Genomic DNA, 13,980 nt, shown 5'->3' on the forward strand with positions numbered 1-13,980 from the left:
TTCGATTGGTGTGTTGCAAAAATAGGGATAAAATTTGCAACATGCAAGTGCAAACGTTACAAATACGTTGCAAAAACGCGCCTCGAAGGGAGATTTGAGAATTCGGAAAATTTTTCTCTGTGTCGCTGTAAGTTGCTGATTGCCAGTGTTTTTATTCTTCGATTTTCCGAGTTTTGCTGCGTCAAGTTACTTTCCGATGCAGAATTTTGAGAAGATATTTGCCAGAACTTCGTCCGGGGCGATCGCACCGCGTCCCGTGATCTCGCCCAGGTGGCGGATCACCGGCCGGATCTCCTCGCTCAGCAGGTCGGCCGGAAGCCCTTCATCCAGCCCCCGCAGCGCCCGGCCCAACGACTCCCGGGCCGCCGTCAGCGCCTCGTAGTGGCGGCTGTTCGAGACAACCGGATCCCCGTGGTACAACCCTTCGGTATCCACCGCCTCGCGCAAAGCTTCGCACAACGCTTCGATCCCTTCGCCCCGTTTGGCCGAGATGCCGAGCGCCCCCTCCGGCAGTCGGAATCCTGCGGGTGCCGCATCCAGCTTGTTATAGACCGTCAGCACCCGCTGATCGGGTCGGATTTCGATCTTGGGGTCGGCTTCGTCCGAATCTTCCGCCGCCTGTGCGTCGATCAACCGGACGATGATCTGCGCCCGGCGGATGGATGCCTTCGTGCGTTCGATGCCCATCTGCTCCAGCCGGTCACCCGTCGTGCGGATTCCTGCCGTGTCCAAAAAACGGAACAGCACCCCGCCGATGTTGGCCCGCTCCTCGATGACGTCGCGTGTCGTGCCGGCAATCTCCGAGACCATGGCCCGCTCCTCGTTCAGCAGGCGGTTCAACAGCGTCGACTTTCCGACGTTCGGCGCCCCGACGATCGCCACGGCAACCCCCTCCTTGATGGCGTTGCCCAGCGCAAAGGAGCTCCGCAGGCGGTCGATCTCCCGCCCGATCCGCTCCATCGTTTCGCGCAGCGCCCGCCGGTCGGCAAACTCCACATCCTCCTCCGAGAAGTCCAGTTCGAGCTCCAGCAGCGAGGTGAGGTGCAGCAGCTGGTCGCGCAGCCCCTCCAACTCTTCTGAGTAGCCGCCGCGCATCTGATTCGTGGCCAGGGCGTGGGCCGCGCGCGTCGACGAGGCGATCAGGTCGGCTACGGCCTCGGCCTGCGAAAGGTCGAGTTTCCCGGCCAGATAGGCCCGGATCGTATACTCGCCCGGCTGGGCCATGCGGCCCCCGGCGGCAATCAGCAGACGGAGAATTTCGGAGACAATATATGAGGAACCGTGGCACGAGATCTCGACCGAATCCTCGCCCGTATAGGAGTGCGGCGCCCGGAAGACCGTGGCCAGCACGTCGTCCACCACCCGTTCATCGTCCACGATGCGGCCGTAGTGGACCGTATTGGCGGCCGCCTTGGCCAGCGGCCGGCTCCCCCGGAAGATGCGGTCGCAGACCGCCAGCGCCTCATCGCCGCTTATACGGACGACGGCAATGGCTCCCCCCTGCGCCGTGGCCGGGGCTACGATGGTATCATGATCCGTGCCCATTATCTACCCTCGATGCGCAGACGTTGGCCGATGCGGAGCTTGTGGGCGCTCTTGAGCTTGTTCCAGCGCATGAGCTGGGCCGTCGTCACCCGGTAGCGCCGGGCGATGGCTCCCAGCGTGTCACCCTTCTTGACCACGTAGATCGTCGTGCGCTGCTCGAGTTTTTTCTTGTCGATGTTTGCCGGGTTGATGTACTCCTTCAGGTACATCGAATCCTTGGCCATGATCTCCGGTTCGTGGGCGATGTATTGTGCCACGCAGCGTTGCGGCAGGACCAGTGTATAGGTCTTGGTCGTGGCCGGAATGATGTCCAGTTTGTACTGCGGATTGAGCTGTCGCAGGGTCTCCAGCGGGAGGTCGATCGTCGACGAGATCTGGTTCAGGTGCATCAGCCGGTTGATGTGCAGCGTGTCGACCGACAGCGGAATCGGTGCTTCGGTCGGCTCGATGTGGTGGAGCCGGTGGTAGGCATAGGCGTAGGTGGCGCCGATGAAGGCCGGGACGTAGCCGCGGGTTTCACGCGGCAGGTAGTTGTAGATCTCCCAGAAGGTCTTGCCGCCCGAACGGGCCATGGCCTTGTTGACGTTGCCCGGGCCGCAGTTGTAGGCCGCAATGGCCAGCGTCCAGTCGTTGTAGATGGCGTAGAGATCCTTCAGATAGCGGCAGGCGGCCTCCGTGGAGCGGAGCGGATCGCGGCGTTCGTCGACCAGCGAGTTGATCTCCAGCCCGTAGCTCTTGCCCGTGGTGGGCATGAACTGCCACAGACCGACGGCTCCCACCGGCGAGACGGCCGTCGGCGAGAGGGCCGATTCGATGATCGGCAGCGCCCGCAGTTCGACCGGAAGCCCTTCGCGGAGCAATTCGCTTTCGATGATCGGGAAGTAGTATTGCGACATGCCGAGGATGCGGCTGATCGTTCCCGAACGGGGGTCGACATAGCGGTTGATGTAGCCCCGGACGATCGAATTGAAGGGCAGCTGGATCGGTGACGCCAGATTGCGCAGCCGCTGCGTGTAGATCGAATCGGGGGTCTGATCGACCACGGCGGTCGAATCCTCGAGGATGTAGTGTTTGAAGAATTCGCTGTAGGCATCCTGTCGCTGGCGTTCGCGCCACTCGGCCAGCAGCGAGTCGGCCTGTTCGGCCGTCAGTCCCAGCGTGATGTCGTTCACCGGCGGTTCGACGGGTTCGGGCCCGGCCTCTTCCACCGGTTCGGGGCAGACCGTACGCAGCGAATCGGGCGTGAGGATCTGCGTCTGTTCGGTTTGGGTTTTCTTCTTTTTCTTGTTCTTGGCCCAGGGCCAGCGGTCGAGCGCCGACGCCGGAGCGGCTACAGCCAGCAACAGGGTGAATATCAGGAGTCTTTTCATCGTCTAAAAGTTGAGGCTCAGGTTGAACCCGAAGACCGGGCGGTTGCCCCGCAGCGTCGGTACGTAGGTGTAGTCGACCAGCGGCTCGAGATTCATCGACAGGTCGTCCGAGATGTCGTAGTCCTTCAGATGGGCGTCGACGTGGGCGTCGATGATCTGCAGCACGTAGAGCGCACCCGAGAGGATGATACACAGGTCGCGGTTGCGGCGATAGTTGTCCCTCAGGTTCTTGATGAAGTCGGCCGAATAGCGGCCCCGGAATTCGTCGGTCGGGCCGTTCGGATAGTTTTCGGGGTGTTGCTCGTAGTCGGACAGCAGGGCATAGGCCTTCTTGAAGCGTTGGAAGCCGCGGTTGTTCCAGTCGATGCAGTAGATCATCGAGGCGAAGCCGCCCACCACGAAGGGAACCTTCCAGTAGCTGCGGTTGTAGATCTGTCCGGCACCGGGGAAGATGCAGGCCAGCGTGGTGGCCTTCTTGACGGCCGAGACGTCGTTGGTCGAGTAGCTCACGGCCGCATCGCCGATGAAGTAGATGTACGAGGCGATGGTGAGTCCCAGATAGAGCTGTCGGCGCGTATTGCTGCGGATCATCTTCTCCTGCAGGGCGTCGAGTTCGGGCGTTCGCGTGAGGCTGACGTTCGTGTAGGAGTTGTACTGGCGGCGCAGGGGCTTGTAGGTCTTGTTTTCGTGGATGTAGAGGCCGAGGCCCGTGCCGACGAGTCCGTAGAGGATCGGCAGTTTCCAGTACTGCTTGTTGTAGACCTGGCCGTATCCGGGCAGGACGGTGGAGATCCAGCACACCTTCGAGAGCGACATCGAGTCGCTCATGAACCACCCCTTCTTGTAGACCTTGCGTTTGGTGGTGGTGTCGATGCCGTGCAGGGCGGCGTCGTAGCGGGCCAGGGCCGCGGAGTCGAGTTCGTGCAGGTTGTCCGTGCGCACGGCGGTGACGGCCGTCGAATCGATGAGGTAGTCGACCTGCAGGGCGGAGTCGATCTTCAGGGCGAGTTCCGCGAAACGGATCGAATCGCGCCGGGCACGCAGGGAATCCGGTTTCTGGAACATGCCGCCGCGCACGATGCTGCGGGCACTGCGCGGGAGTTGGGCCCGGGCGGCGTGCATTCCCGACACGGCCGCCACGACGAGCAACAGGAGAAACCGGATCTTCGCCATGGTTTCAGCAGGGATTTAGGCGTGTTTCGTAAAGCGTTCGATGAAACGTTCGATGTCGCGGTCGTCGTTGAAGCCGATGACGATCTTGCCGCCGCCGTTCTTCGAGCGTTTGATCGAGATATCCTCCGAGAAGTAGGTTTCGAGCTGTTCAACCAGCCGCGAGTAGCTCTCGGGATACTCCTCCTCGGCACCGGGAGCCGGTTTGGCCTGCGCTTCGGCCAGCATGCGGACGAGCTCCTCGACCTGGCGCACCGAGAGCCCCTTCTTGATGCAGCGCTTCAACACGCGCAGCTGCTGCTCCTCGGGGGCGCCGGCGATGGCCTTGGCGTGGCCCATCGAGATGAGTCCCTCCTTCAGGGCGAGCTGCACCTCGTCGGGGAGTTTGAGCAGGCGCAGGTAATTCGACACCGACGAACGCTTCTTGCCCACCTTCTCCGAGAGGGCGTCCTGCGTCAGGTGGCACTCGTCGATCAGACGCTGCATGCCCAGTGCAATTTCGATGGCGTTGAGGTCCTGGCGCTGGATGTTCTCGACCAGCGCCATGGCGTGAAGGTTCTCGTCGTCGACCTCGCGGATGTAGGCCGGCAGGGTCTTCAGATCGGCACGCCGGGCGGCCCGCCAGCGGCGTTCACCGCTGATGAGGATGTATTTTCCGTCGGCGGTCTTCTTGACCGTCACGGGTTGGATAACCCCCAGCTGGCGGATTGAGTCGGCCAGTTCGTCGAGCGCCTCCTCGTCGAACTGCTTGCGCGGCTGGGTGGGGTTGGGGATGATGTCGGCGATCTCGATCTCGGTCATCTGGCTCATGGGTTTGAGCTTCACGTCGACGGGCTCGCTGCCGAAAATCGCGTCGAGCCCCCGGCCTAATCCCTTCTGTGATTTCATAGTCTTCTCCTTTTATATCATTGGTACGGAGCGGGCGGATGGTCTGGCGGTTGCCGTTGGCAGATCCCTTCCCCGACCTCTCGATTTTATTTTTTTTTTCCCCCCCCCTCCTACTTCCGGTCAGTTGCGTTTTTTGCGGTTGCGCTTCAGGAATTCGCGGGCCAGGTTCAGGTAGTTCTCCGAACCGACGGCGCCGGCATCGTAAAGCATGACGGGCTTTCCGTGTGAGGGTGCTTCACCCAAACGGATATTGCGCTGAATTATTGTGTCGTAGGCCAGATCGCCGAAGTGTTCGCGGACCTCGGTGACCACCTGGTTGTTGAGTCGGTTGCGCATGTACATCGTCAGCAGGAAGCCTTCGATTTCGAGTGCGGGGTTGAAGGTCGATTTGATCTTGCGGATCGTATTGAGCAGTTTGGAAAGGCCTTCGAGGGCGAGGTATTCGCACTGGACGGGGATCAGCACCGAGTCGGCGGCCGTAAGGATGTTGACCGTGGTGTATCCCAGCGAGGGGGAGCAGTCGATGAAGATGTAGTCGAAGCGGTCGCGCACGGCGTTGACGATGCGTTTCATGACGAAGTGGGCGTTCTCCATCTTGGGCAGTTCGGTGTCGGCGGCCACCAGGTCGATCGACGAGGGGAGGAGCCAGAGGTTTTTGACGTCTTCGCTGTGGAGGATCACCTCTTCGGGCTGTTTCTCGCCGGTGAGACATTCGTAGATGCCCTCGAGATTGATGTCGAAGCCCAGCCCCGAGGTGGCGTTGGCCTGCGGATCGGCGTCCAGCAGCAGCACTTTCTTACCCAGCAGGGCCAGTGAAGCTGCCAGATTGATGGCCGTGGTGGTCTTTCCCACGCCGCCTTTCTGGTTGGCTAAAGCGATTACCTTTCCCATTTTCAGATTCGGTTTATAAGCAGGCAAATTTACGCAAATAATATGGCCCGTGCAAATCCGGAGCCGAGCTTTTCGTAAAATGGCCCCTGGGGACGGGTGTGGTGCCGTACGGCCGTGCGGAGGCGAAGAATTTCGGGATGAGGGGGGATGCATCCGCGAATTTTTCGTATCTTTGGAGGCTGTTGTACCGGCGTGGCCGGCACGATATGTGGGGCGCAGCGGACGGCGGGACTCCGACCGTTGCGGAGCGCCCGCAATGGATCAGATGGAAAACGTCATGCAGGAGATGAACGAACACAAGCAACAGGGGGAGTCCCGGACGGAGACTCCCGGAAGAGCGGCCGGCCCGGGTGTCGGAGCGGCCGAAACTGGGGGCGCGGCCAATACTGGGAAGGCGGCCGAAACTGCGGGGGCGGCTGAGACGGCGGGTGCCGCCGGAGCGCCGGAGCGCGAGAGCACCGGAGCGGCCGAAGCCGCCGGGCGTGCTGGAACTGCCGGTGTCACGGATGCGGGCCGGGCCTCCGAGGCCGCCGGTGCGTCGCAGGCGGGGAGCTGCAATGCGTCGCAGGCCGGAGCGCCGAAACCGGGCGGGAGCCGTTTCCCGACCTTCGGCGATCTGCTGGCCATGCTGGGAATCGCCTTCGTGGCCCAGATTCTGGTCGGGGTTCTGGGGCGGTTCGTCCTGGTGGCGATGGGTTACGGCGGCGATGCCTCGACCCTGACGCAGGATGTCGTCGGCAAGATCATGGCCGTACTTTATTTCGTCTCGATGTGTGTGACGCTGGGCGGCGTACTCTATTATCGGCACGTGCGCGGGGGACGCGGACGCTGGGCCCGCTTCTCGATCCGCGGACTCAACCCGACCCTGCTGCTGTGGGCCTTCGTGCTGATCTTTGCCGTCGGTGTCGTCCTTGAGCCGTTGCTGCGCCTGCTGCCCGAGGTCTCGCTCGAGGTCGGACGCGGCCTGTGGACCATGGTTTCGCTGATCGTGCTGGCCCCCGTTTTCGAGGAGCTGCTCTGCCGCGGCGTGGTGCTGGGCAGTCTGCGCGAACGCTACGGCGTGACGGTGGCCTGGCTCGTTTCGTCGCTCTTCTTCGGGGTGCTGCACCTGCAGCCCGTCCAGGTGGTCAGCGCCACGGTCGTCGGACTGGTGCTCGGCTACGTCTGTCTGGCCACCGATTCGCTCTGGCCCTCGATGCTCCTCCATGCGCTGAACAATGCCGCGGCCTATCTGCTCATGATCCTCTTCGTGACCCCCGGCGAGAACACCTCCACGCTGCTGATCGATCTGGTGCAGAACCACACCCTCTATGGGGTGATCTACGGGGCGGCGGTGATCCTTTCGGCCCTCTCGGGCTGGATGATGGTCCGCACGCTGCGGCGGATGAAGGAGGCGGAGAAAAATCCCGCCGAGGCGTAATATTCCGCCCGCAAAGTGCGTTACTTACGAGTAAAAAACCTATCTTTGCCCTTTGGAAAATGAATTGGCGTGCGAAAATAACGGTCGCGGCCGGTGTGCTGCTCCTGGCGGGTTGCCGGGAGCTGCCGCGCTATTTTGCCAGCGACACGACCATTGCCCGGGCCGGAGGCAAGGAGTTGCGCATGCTTGATGTCCGCTCGGTGGTCCCCAAGGGTTTGTCGGGCGACGACAGCGCCGCCTTCATGAAGCTCTACGTCGATCGCTGGATCGTCAAACAGCTCAAGCTCAAGGAGGCCGAGACGCTCTTCTCCTCGTCGGCGGGTGATATCGACAAGATGGTCGAGGAGTACCGGCAGGCGCTGCTGATCAAGCAGCTGGACCAGCACTACGTCGACCGTTCGATCGACACGCTCTTCACCGAAGAGGAGATCGCGGCCTACTACAACGCCCACAAGGGCGATTTCAAACTCGACCGGACGATCGTCAAGGGGCGTATCGTGCAGTTTGCGGCCGGCTACCGCCAGGCTGCCAAGCTCAAGATGCTGATGGCCTCGAAGAACAGGGTCCAGCAGCAGGATTTCAGCGACATCTGCGAGAAGAACAACTTTACGGTCAGCGATTTCCGCCAGCAGTGGATCGACTTTCCGGAGTTCCTGAGCTACCTGCCGACGCTGCGCTCGCAGAACTACGATTCGGTGCTCGCCTCGACGGCCGTGCAGGAGATGCGCGACAGCCACAGCCGCTACTATTTCCAGATCGACGCCGTGATGCGGGTCGGCGAGCCCATTCCGCTCGAACGCCTGCGGAGCAACATCCGCCGCATCCTCTTCAACCAGCGCAAGGGGGAGATCATCCGTCAGCACGAGGAGGAGCTGCTCCAGCGGGCCGAGGAGGAGGGTAAGGTGAAGATCTTCGGCGGCAAGCGGAATCCGTCCGAGGTGCTCACCGACGAGACGTCCGACGGCGGGATCGATAACGAAAACGAAGCTAAACGATAACAAGAAACCAGGACAAGATGTTGAAAAAAGGGATATTGGCCGTGGCTCTCGCGCTGCTGTTTGCCGGAGCGCTGGCCCAGAAACGTGAGGTGATGCTCGACAAGGTGGTCGCCGTGGTGGGCGGATCGTCGATCCTCTACTCGGAGGTGGACGACTATGCCCGGCAGCTGGTCGAGCAGCGCCGCCAGGAGGGTTACACGTCGGACCGCGACCCGATGAACGAGGCGCTTGAGGCGCTTCTGACCCAGAAACTGCTCTACAACCAGGCGCAGATCGACTCGGTGACGATCAACCAGGGTGACATCGTGTCGCGTGTCGAGGAGCAGGTGCAGCAGATGGTCGACATGGAGGGTTCGATTCCGGCGCTGGAGGCCAAACACCACATGCCGATCTTCAACATCCGCGAGATCATGCGCCAGCGCTACGAGGAGCAGGCCTACGCGCAGTCGATGCAGAGCGAGGTGATGAACAAGGTGACGGTGATCCCGGGCGAGGTCGAGCGCTTCTACAAGTCGATCTCGCGCGACAGTCTGCCGACCATCGCCGACCAGTATGTCTACGCGCAGATCACGAAGTTCCCCAAGTCGATGACGGCGGCCAAGCAGCGCACCCGCGAACGGCTGCTGGACATGCGCGAACGCGTCATCACGGGCAACGCGAAGTTCGAGAACCTGGCCCGGATGTATTCGCAGGACGGTACGGCCATGCGGGGCGGAGAGATGGATCCTTCGCCGCTGGCGAGTCTCGATGCGTCGTTTGCCGCGGCGCTCGAGAACATGAAGCCCGGACAGATCTCGGAGGTGGTGGAGTCGCAGTTCGGTTTCCACATCATCCAGATGCTCGACAAGCGCGGCCAGTTGTACCATTTCCGCCACATCCTGCTGCGTCCGGTCTATACGTCGGAGGAGCTGGGCGAGTCGCTCAACCTGCTGGACAGCATCGCCGATCTGATCCACAAGGACTCGATCACCTTCGAGCAGGCCGCGCTGAAGTATTCGGACGACGCTTCGTCGAAGATGAACGGCGGCATCGTTTCGAACCACGACATCCTGGAGCGTTTCAACGCCTTCGATGCCAAACTGACGGTGACGAAGTTCCTCAAGGAGGATTTCGGCCGCTTCAAGAGTCTCGATGACTACAACGCCCTGCAGCGGCTGAAGCCCGGCGAGGTATCGGATGCCTATCTGACCGAAGACATGCTCGGCAACCAGATGGCCAAGATCGTCAAACTGGTGGAGGTGATCCCGACCCATACGGCTTCGCTCAACGAGGACTACCTGCGGCTGGAGGAGATGGCCCTGCAGGACAAGCAGAACCGCGTCTTCCGGGAGTGGCTCTCGAAGAAGATCGACGCCATGTATGTCTACATCAGCCCCGAGTTCCGCAACGGGGAGTTCGAAAACAAACATTGGGTGAAATAGGCCGTGCGCAGGCTTGTATCCATAGCCGCCGTGGTGTTGGCCGTCGCCGTGGTGACGGCCCGCAGCGGCATGCAGGCGCCCGGTGCGGCTGAAGAACAGGAGGGTGAGAAGAAGCTCATCGACCTGAAGTCGGATCTGATGGGACCGGTGGCTCCGGGGGATTCGGTGGTCTTTCTTGTGGGCAACTTCGCGGCGCAGCACAACGGCGCCGTCATCACGTGCGACTCGGCGGTGCGCTACTCGGACATGCGCATCGAGTTCTTCGGCAACGTGCTCATCAACAAGAATACGACCTACATCTACGGGGACCGGGCCGAATACGACGGCAACGTGAATGAGGCGCGGGTCTATTCCGACATCGTGAAGGTGGTCGACGGCGACGCCACGCTCTACACCTATAAATTCCTCTTCAATACGAAGACCAACGTCGGGGAGTTTGCCGACGGCGGGGTGCTGACCAACCGCGAGAATCTGCTCGAGGCGGTGCGCGGCTACTACTATGCCGACACGAAGGATCTGGTGGCGGTCGATCAGGTTGAGATGCGCAACGACGAGTACGAACTCAAGGGCGACTCGGTGGTCTACAACATGGCCACGGACAACGCCTACTTCTTCGAGCAGACGAACATCTGGAACCGCGACGGCGACTACCTCTATGCCGACCGGGGCTCCTACGAGAAGTTGGACACGCTCTACATCATCACGCGCAACGGCTACATCCTGACCGAGAAGCAGGAGATCTGGAGCGACAGCATCGACTACTACCGCACGAAGAACCATGTCATCATGCGCCGTGACCTGCAGCTGGACGATACGGAGCACAAGGTGATCGGCTTCGGCGACTACGGTGAATACTGGAAGGAGCCCGGGAATGCCTTCCTGACGCGGCGCCCGGCCGTGGTGAGCTACGACCTTTCGCAGGGCGACTCGCTCTTCATGCGGGCCGACTCGATGTATCTGTTTACGATCAACGAGGCGCAGCAGCGCCGCGAGGCGGCTGCCGCCGCAGCCCGGGCTTTGGCCGATTCGCTGGCACACGCCGGGCAGGGGGCGCTTTTGGATGGCGATTCGTTGCGGCAGAGTCGGCGGCCGCAACTGGATTCGCTCGGGCGTCCCGTTCCTCCGGCCTTGCAGGAGGGTGCCGAGCGGCGCGACTCGACCCAATTTCCCGAGGCGGCCGATTCGCTGCGGACGGGGACCGACTCGCTGACGGCCGCGCCGGTCAATCCGCTTGATACGCTGGTCGGGGATGCCCGCAAGGCCTACCTCAAGGAGCAGGCACGCAAGGCCCGGGCCGAGGAGAAGGCCAAAAAGGCGGCGGCCAAGAAGGAGCTGCTGGCCAAGATCGCAGCCGAACGGCAGGAGAAGGCCACGGCCAAACTGCTGGCCCAGAAGGAGCGCGAAGAGGCGCGGCTGAAGGCACAGCGGCTGAAGGCCGAATCGAAACTCAAGGCCCGGCAGGCGCGGGCGGCCCGCAAGGGCAAACTCAAACCGATAGATCCGGGGGATCTGGCTGCGCTGCAGGAGTTGCAGGAGCAGATCGACCGCAATATCCGCGAACAGGATTCGCTGATGATGCGTCTGGTGGATTCGTTGGCCGCAACGGACTCGGCGGCGATGGTGATTCCTGCCGATTCGATCGACTCGCTGGCCGCACCGGCTGACTCGATCTACCGTCTGATGAAGGGCTTCCGCAACGTGCGGGTCTTCCGGTCGGATTTCCAGGCCGTGTGCGACTCGATGACGGCCATCAGCACCGACTCGACGATTCACCTCTATATCAATCCCGTGCTTTGGAACCAGTCCAACCAGATCACTTCGGACGTGATGGACATCTACACGGCCAACCAGCAGATCACCCATGCGGAGTTCGTCGGCAGCCCGATGATGGTCTCGCAGCTCGATACGACCCATTATAACCAGGTGGCCGGCAAGGAGATGACGGCCTGGTTCCGCGACAACGAGATCTACCGCGACGACGTGAACGGCAATGCCCAGACGATCTACTACATGCAGGACGGCGAACCTCCCCAGATCACGGGCATGGGGGTCATCGAAAGCGGCGACTGCTCGTTCTTCATCGAGGACAAGCAGATCGTGACGATCGTCTACCGCAAGGATCCCGTGTGGAACATCTACCCGATGGAGAAGATCCCGGCCGATCAGGACCTCTATTTGAAGGGCTTCAAGTGGGAGGGCGCGCGGCGTCCGTCGCAGACGGATGTCTTCGACCGTAGGATCCGGCCCTCGCAGCGCAGCGTGAAGTCGCGGTTGCCGCATCCCTCCTTCCCGTTGCAGCAGGTGCTCGAACAGCGCAAGAAACTCTATATCGAACAGGGCCGTTGGTCGGACCGCAACGATCTGGTCGATCCGGCCACCGTGGAGTGGATGCACGCGCTGGGCTACGAGGTGGGTCAGCCACGTGAATCGGGTCCCGAGCTCTGACCGGGAGCCGATGCCGGGGACCGTGAACTGCAAACCGGGAGTCGGGGCGCAGTACGATTCCGACCGGGGCGGATTCGAACAGGCTCGCCGAGTTTGTGAAAAATTTGAAAAAAAGGAAGAGGGCGAAGAACGCTTTCTTCCTTTTTTCGTTACTTTTGCGGCCGGTTAGTGAGAGAATCCGTTCGATGAAAAAGAGTCTTATCGCTCTGGCCTTTGGTACGCTGGCGCTCGGAATGTCGGAATTCGTGATGATGGGCATCCTGCCCGATATCGCCCGCAGCCTCGGTGTTTCGATCCCTATGGCCGGACATCTGATCTCGGCCTATGCGCTTGGGGTCTGCTTCGGTGCGCCGCTCATGGTGCTCGTGGCCCGCAAACGCCCCCTGAAACAGATCCTGCTGGCGCTGACAACGCTGATTATTGTGGGCAATACCTGTGCGGCGCTGGCCCCGAACTACTGGACGCTGCTGCTGATGCGCTTCGTCTCGGGACTTCCCCACGGTGCCTTCTTCGGCGTGGGGTCGATCGTGGCCGAACGGGTGGCCGACGAGGGCCGCCGGGCCGAGGCCGTCTCGATCATGGTCGTCGGCATGACCATCGCCAACTTGTTCGGCGTGCCGCTCGGAACCTTCATCAGCGGGGCGGTCACCTGGCGGGCCACCTTTGCCATCGTGGCCGTCTGGGGCGCCGTGGCCACGCTGCTCGTCCGGCTCTGGGTGCCGGCGCTCCCGCCGCTTCCCGATACGGGCCTCAAGGGGCAGTTCCTCTTTCTGAAGCATGCCGGACCGTGGCTGGTGCTCGCCTCGGTGATGCTGGGCAACGGCGGTATCTTCTGCTGGTACAGCTACGTCAGCCCGCTGCTGATCCATACGGCAGGATTCCTGCCCGATCGGTTGACGCTGCTGATCATGCTTGCGGGCTTCGGCATGTTTGCCGGCAATCTGATCGGCGGCCACTATGCCGACCGCTTCTCGCCCGAACGGGTCGTGCGCTGCACGCTGGCCGTGGCGACGTTGGCCCTGGTGGGGATTTTCTTCGGGGCCCGCATGCCGATTCTGGCCGTGGCGCTGATGTGCGTCACGACGGGATGCCTCTTCTGTGTCTCGTCGCCGCAGCAGCTGCTGATCCTCGAGAATTCGCGCGGCGGAGAAATGCTCGGTGCCGCCCTTGTGCAGGTGGCCTTCAACCTCGGAAACGCCCTCGGAGCCTACATCGGCGGACTGCCGATCGAACGCGGTCTGGGGTACGAATATACGACACTGCCCGGCGCCCTCTTCACGCTGCTGGGCATGGTCGTCATTGCGGTTTATATCCATAAATTCCCTCGTCATGCCACACGATAATCAGAAGGAGCTCTTCCCGGTGGTCGAAGCCTCGGGACGGGTTGTCGGAAGCGCCACCCGCGGCGAGTGTCACGGCGGTTCGATGTTGTTGCACCCGGTGGTGCACCTCCATGTGTTCAATTCGCGCGGGGAGCTCTACCTGCAGCGGCGTCCGCTGTGGAAGGACATCCAGCCCGGACGCTGGGATACGGCCGTCGGCGGCCATGTCGACTGCGGCGAGACGATCGACGAGGCGCTGCGGCGCGAGGTGCGCGAGGAGCTGGGAATCACCGATTTCCAACCCGAGCAGGTTGCGGTCTACGAATTCCGTTCGGAGCGCGAACGCGAACTGGTCCACGTCTTCCGCACGGTCTACGACGGCGAGGTGCACCCGAGTGCGGAGCTCGATGGCGGACGTTTCTGGTCGCCCCGGGAGATCCTCGACAACCTGGGCCGCGGGATCTTTACGCCCAATTTCGAGGGCGAGGTTCATCGAATCCTGAAATAGCT

General features: G+C 61.9%; 11 protein-coding genes. 6 read left to right on the forward strand and 5 right to left on the reverse strand.

The window, feature by feature from the left end; genetic code table 11:
* Window positions 1-186: 186 nt before the first annotated feature.
* The 5 genes from mnmE to PUQ42_RS04695 form a co-directional block, all read right to left on the reverse strand.
* A complete protein-coding gene (gene mnmE, locus PUQ42_RS04675; protein ID WP_273371430.1) occupies window positions 187-1,545 on the reverse strand; it encodes a tRNA uridine-5-carboxymethylaminomethyl(34) synthesis GTPase MnmE in 1,359 nt (452 codons plus the stop codon).
* Complete coding sequence (locus PUQ42_RS04680) at window positions 1,545-2,915, reverse strand: lytic transglycosylase domain-containing protein (RefSeq protein ID WP_273371432.1); 1,371 nt, start codon at window positions 2,913-2,915, stop codon at window positions 1,545-1,547. Before PUQ42_RS04680 ends, mnmE begins: the two co-directional genes overlap by 1 nt.
* Before the next feature lie 3 nt (window positions 2,916-2,918).
* Window positions 2,919-4,088 (reverse strand): DUF5683 domain-containing protein, encoded by a 1,170-nt coding sequence (locus tag PUQ42_RS04685; protein ID WP_273371435.1) that lies wholly within the window; start codon window positions 4,086-4,088, stop codon window positions 2,919-2,921.
* Between the two features lie 15 nt (window positions 4,089-4,103).
* Complete coding sequence (locus PUQ42_RS04690) at window positions 4,104-4,973, reverse strand: ParB/RepB/Spo0J family partition protein (RefSeq protein WP_273371437.1); 870 nt, start codon at window positions 4,971-4,973, stop codon at window positions 4,104-4,106.
* 120 nt (window positions 4,974-5,093) lie between these two features.
* A complete protein-coding gene (locus PUQ42_RS04695) occupies window positions 5,094-5,864 on the reverse strand; it encodes a ParA family protein (protein ID WP_087309340.1) in 771 nt (256 codons plus the stop codon).
* A gap of 286 nt (window positions 5,865-6,150) precedes the next feature.
* On the opposite strand from PUQ42_RS04695, the gene PUQ42_RS04700 reads away from it, so the two are divergent.
* The 6 genes from PUQ42_RS04700 to PUQ42_RS04725 all read left to right on the forward strand — a co-directional run bounded on the left by PUQ42_RS04700 (window position 6,151) and on the right by PUQ42_RS04725 (window position 13,978).
* Entirely contained in the window at window positions 6,151-7,284 is a 1,134-nt protein-coding gene (locus PUQ42_RS04700; protein WP_273371439.1) for a CPBP family intramembrane glutamic endopeptidase, read from the forward strand.
* A 59-nt stretch (window positions 7,285-7,343) separates the two neighbouring features.
* Window positions 7,344-8,282: a hypothetical protein gene (locus tag PUQ42_RS04705; protein ID WP_273371441.1), complete on the forward strand. Its 939-nt coding sequence runs from the start codon at window positions 7,344-7,346 to the stop codon at window positions 8,280-8,282.
* Window positions 8,283-8,299: 17 nt separating this feature from the next.
* Window positions 8,300-9,703, forward strand: coding sequence for a peptidylprolyl isomerase (locus tag PUQ42_RS04710; protein ID WP_122119683.1), 1,404 nt, complete (start codon window positions 8,300-8,302; stop codon window positions 9,701-9,703).
* Window positions 9,704-9,706: 3 nt separating this feature from the next.
* Window positions 9,707-12,148 carry an OstA-like protein gene (locus PUQ42_RS04715; RefSeq protein ID WP_273371446.1) on the forward strand — a complete coding sequence of 814 codons (2,442 nt, stop codon included), beginning with the start codon at window positions 9,707-9,709 and terminating at the stop codon, window positions 12,146-12,148.
* Window positions 12,149-12,333: 185 nt separating this feature from the next.
* A complete protein-coding gene (gene araJ / locus PUQ42_RS04720) occupies window positions 12,334-13,491 on the forward strand; it encodes an MFS transporter AraJ (RefSeq protein ID WP_273371448.1) in 1,158 nt (385 codons plus the stop codon).
* Window positions 13,478-13,978: an NUDIX hydrolase gene (locus PUQ42_RS04725; protein ID WP_273371451.1), complete on the forward strand. Its 501-nt coding sequence runs from the start codon at window positions 13,478-13,480 to the stop codon at window positions 13,976-13,978. Before araJ ends, PUQ42_RS04725 begins: the two co-directional genes overlap by 14 nt.
* The last annotated feature ends 2 nt before the right edge of the window (window positions 13,979-13,980 follow it).

This window comes from Alistipes megaguti (assembly GCF_944320325.1).
In the GTDB taxonomy this organism is placed as follows: domain Bacteria; phylum Bacteroidota; class Bacteroidia; order Bacteroidales; family Rikenellaceae; genus Alistipes; species Alistipes megaguti.

What these genes read in the sequence shown, in the direction of transcription:
- PUQ42_RS04695 (WP_087309340.1), bottom strand. Translation starts at nt 5,864, where the DNA reads ATGGGAAAGGTAATCGCTTTAGCCAACCAGAAAGGCGGCGTGGGAAAG.
- mnmE (WP_273371430.1), bottom strand. Translation starts at nt 1,545, where the DNA reads ATGGGCACGGATCATGATACCATCGTAGCCCCGGCCACGGCGCAGGGG.
- PUQ42_RS04685 (WP_273371435.1), bottom strand. Translation starts at nt 4,088, where the DNA reads ATGGCGAAGATCCGGTTTCTCCTGTTGCTCGTCGTGGCGGCCGTGTCG.
- araJ (WP_273371448.1), top strand. Translation starts at nt 12,334, where the DNA reads ATGAAAAAGAGTCTTATCGCTCTGGCCTTTGGTACGCTGGCGCTCGGA.
- PUQ42_RS04700 (WP_273371439.1), top strand. Translation starts at nt 6,151, where the DNA reads ATGAACGAACACAAGCAACAGGGGGAGTCCCGGACGGAGACTCCCGGA.
- PUQ42_RS04710 (WP_122119683.1), top strand. Translation starts at nt 8,300, where the DNA reads ATGTTGAAAAAAGGGATATTGGCCGTGGCTCTCGCGCTGCTGTTTGCC.
- PUQ42_RS04690 (WP_273371437.1), bottom strand. Translation starts at nt 4,973, where the DNA reads ATGAAATCACAGAAGGGATTAGGCCGGGGGCTCGACGCGATTTTCGGC.
- PUQ42_RS04705 (WP_273371441.1), top strand. Translation starts at nt 7,344, where the DNA reads ATGAATTGGCGTGCGAAAATAACGGTCGCGGCCGGTGTGCTGCTCCTG.
- PUQ42_RS04725 (WP_273371451.1), top strand. Translation starts at nt 13,478, where the DNA reads ATGCCACACGATAATCAGAAGGAGCTCTTCCCGGTGGTCGAAGCCTCG.
- PUQ42_RS04680 (WP_273371432.1), bottom strand. Translation starts at nt 2,915, where the DNA reads ATGAAAAGACTCCTGATATTCACCCTGTTGCTGGCTGTAGCCGCTCCG.